Origin of the sequence: Nocardia farcinica, from assembly GCF_029867845.1 — a bacterium.
GTDB classification, from domain to species: Bacteria; Actinomycetota; Actinomycetes; order Mycobacteriales; family Mycobacteriaceae; genus Nocardia; species Nocardia farcinica_A.
Window position 1 is genome coordinate 1 of record NZ_JARWRU010000455.1, and the last position, 1,868, is coordinate 1,868.

A 1,868-nucleotide genomic window follows, 5' to 3' on the forward strand; every position below is an offset into this window, starting at 1 on the left:
GGGTCCAGCCCCCAATCCAGCATGGCCACCAGCGTTTTCACCACGAACTGGATGATGACCGCGCCGCCGGGGGAGCCGGTCACGTAAACCGGCTCGCCGCGGCCGCCGTCGTCGGCGCGCTCGAACACCAGGGTCGGGGCCATCGAACTGCGCGGCCGCTTACCGGGTTCCAGGCGATTGGCCACCGGCGTCCCGTCGGGGGCGGCGGGATCGGCGGCGAAGTCGGTGAGCTGGTTGTTGAGCAGGAAGCCGTCGACCATGTGGAACGAGCCGAAGGCCGACTCCACGGTGGTGGTCATGGCGGCGGCATTGCCGTAGCGGTCGACCACGCTGATGTGGCTGGTGCCGTGCTCGGGCGGCTGCGGGGCCTCGCCGAGCGGGACGGGGCCGAGATCGCCGGGGCGCGCCTCGCCCATGCTGCGGCCGGGATCGATGAGCGCCGCGCGCCCGCGCAGGTAGTCCGGCGCGATCATGGCCCGCGGCGAGCCGCCGGGCAGCGGCACGAAATCCGGGTCGGCGACATACTTGTCGCGGTCGGCGTAGGCCAGCCGCTCGGCTTCGGCGATCAGATGCACCGCTTCCGCGCGCGGTGTGCCGCCGTCGAGGTCGGGGTTTTCCGGGGCGAGCGCGGCCAGGTCGAAGTTCGACAGGATGCCCAGTGTCGCGGCGACCGTGCTGCCGCCGGAGGACGGCGCGGGCATGCCGCACAGTTCGTGGTCGCGGTAGCCGCCGCACAGCGGGTCGCGTTTCACCACCCGATAGGCGGCCAGGTCGTCGGTGGTCAGCAGCGAGGGGGTACGCCCGCCCTCGGTCGACGCGGCGGCGGCGACGATGTCCTCGGCGATGGGGCCGGTGTAGAAGGCGTCGGCGCCCTCGGCGGCGAGCGTGCTCAACGTCTTGGCCAGTGCCGGATTGGTGAGCACCGTGCCCGCTGCCCGGGGTGTGCTGTCCGATTGCAGAAAATACGCTCGTGCCTGCTCATCGCGCGCGAGGTCGGCGGCGGAGTCGGCGATCTGGGCCGCCAGCCGCCGGCTGATCTCGAAACCGCTGTCGGCCAGCGCGATCGCCGGGTCGAACAACTCGCGCCACTCGGTCCTGCCGTGCTCGCGGTGGGCCAGTTCCAGCAGCCGCAGCACACCGGGGACGCCGATGGAGCGCCCGCTGGCGCGGGCGTCGGGTTTCGGCTCGGTGCGGTCGGTGTCGCTGATCCAGCGCAGATAGTTCTCGGTCGCCGCGGCGGGGGCGGTCTCGCGGCCGTCGTAGGCCTCGACCGTGCCCGCGGCGGCGTCGTAGTAGAGCAGGAAGGCGCCGCCGCCGATGCCGGAGGCCTGCGGTTCCACCAGGCCGAGCACCAGCTGTGCGGTGACCAGCGCGTCGGCCGCGGTGCCGCCCTCGGCCAGCACCGCGCAGGCCGCCTCGGTGGCGAGCGGATTGGCCGTCGACACGGCGTAGGACCGGGTCGACACCGGGGTCATGCCGCTGCGGTACCCGGAGGCGATCTCGGGGTTCAGGCTCAGATCCCGGGGGGCGGAGCTGCCCGGCGGCGCTGCGGTCGCGGTGTCCGGCGCCGATTCGCCCCGGGCCGGCGCCCCCCGTGCCGCGCAGGCGACGGGCGAAGGCCCCTCGGCCCGGTTCGATGTCGTGCACCCGGTCACCGACCCGAGCGTGAGCAGGGCCGCCGCGAGCGCCCCGCCGAATATTCGTCCCCTGTGCGCCGCCACATCGTGAAAGGTAACCCCGATCACCGCCGGGGAAACGCGGAACCGGGGGGGGGGGGGGGGGGGGGGGCGGGGGGGGGGGGGGGGGGGGGGGGGGGGGGAGGGGGGGGCGCCCGCGCGGCGGGGGGGGGGGGTGGGGGGGGGGTGGGG

1 protein-coding gene is annotated in these 1,868 nt (G+C 74.7%); it reads right to left on the minus strand.

What is annotated here, in order from left to right; translation table 11 throughout:
* The coding region (locus QH283_RS09850; protein WP_432420692.1) for a gamma-glutamyltransferase family protein at nt 1–1,700 on the minus strand (1,700 nt) is incomplete at its 3' end.
* Nucleotides 1,701–1,868 lie beyond the last annotated feature (168 nt).